This is a genomic window from Neisseria sp. P0021.S007 (genome assembly GCF_051956855.1).
Genome location: NZ_JBQCXA010000401.1, coordinates 1 through 760, shown reverse-complemented (window position 1 = coordinate 760; position 760 = coordinate 1). Strand labels below are relative to the sequence as shown.

Below are 760 nucleotides of genomic sequence, written 5' to 3'. Positions count from 1 at the left end.
GATTGGTTTTGCTGCATTTGGCGCGGCAGTCGGCCCGATGTTCGGCGATGTGGCGGCTTGGGGCTTCGGCATGGCGTTTCCTGCAGTGTTTTTGGTGTTGCTGCGCGGGATGTGGAAGAGCTTTGCGGCTTCACGCCCTTGGTTTGTCAGCCTGATTGTGGCGTGCGCAACCTATTTGACCGTGGATGGCGCATGGTATGTTCCGGCCGGAACGTTGTCTGGCTTGTTGGCGGCGTATTTGTGGGGAGAGCAAAAATGAAGGATTTGTTGTCGCTGCAATCGTTTCTGCTGTTTTTAAGCATGTTGGCTGTTACCTATTCAACCCGATTAATCGGCTTTTTTGCATTACGCAACCGTACGTTGAGCCGTCGCGCGCAAGTGGTTATGGAGGCCGCGCCGGGCTGTGTGTTGATTTCCGTGATTGCACCTTATTTTGTATCAGATAAACCGCATGAGCTGATTGCCATTGCTTTGACGGTATTGGCGGCCAGCCGGTTTTCGATGTTGGTAACGGTCTTAATCGGCGTTGGCACTTCGGGCATACTCGGTTATTTGATGAAATAAAAAATTTTCAGACGGCCTTACTTGTTATAATGGCCGTCTGAATTTTTTGATAAAGCAAAAACATGGCAAACCAACGACTCATCTATGGCTTTCACGCCGTCAATGCCCGTTTGTGGCAAAACCCGAAATCGATTACCGAACTCTATATCCAAGAGGGCAAATCCGATGCGCGCACCCGCGATGTATTGGATAAGGC

At 50.4% G+C, this 760-nt stretch carries 2 protein-coding genes and 1 pseudogene; all 3 read left to right on the top strand.

Going from position 1 to position 760, the window contains the following annotated elements; all coding sequences use genetic code 11:
• A pseudogene (locus ACTHUR_RS13635) lies at window positions 1-259 on the top strand (AzlC family ABC transporter permease); the annotation flags it as partial.
• Entirely contained in the window at window positions 256-564 is a 309-nt protein-coding gene (locus ACTHUR_RS13630) for an AzlD family protein (RefSeq protein ID WP_003680717.1), read from the top strand. The pseudogene ACTHUR_RS13635 and the gene ACTHUR_RS13630, both read left to right, overlap by 4 nt.
• A 62-nt stretch (window positions 565-626) precedes the next feature.
• Window positions 627-760: RNA methyltransferase substrate-binding domain-containing protein (locus ACTHUR_RS13625; RefSeq protein WP_440399065.1), on the top strand; the 134-nt coding region annotated here is incomplete at its 3' end.

What these genes read in the sequence shown, in the direction of transcription:
- ACTHUR_RS13630 (WP_003680717.1), top strand. Translation starts at nt 256, where the DNA reads ATGAAGGATTTGTTGTCGCTGCAATCGTTTCTGCTGTTTTTAAGCATG.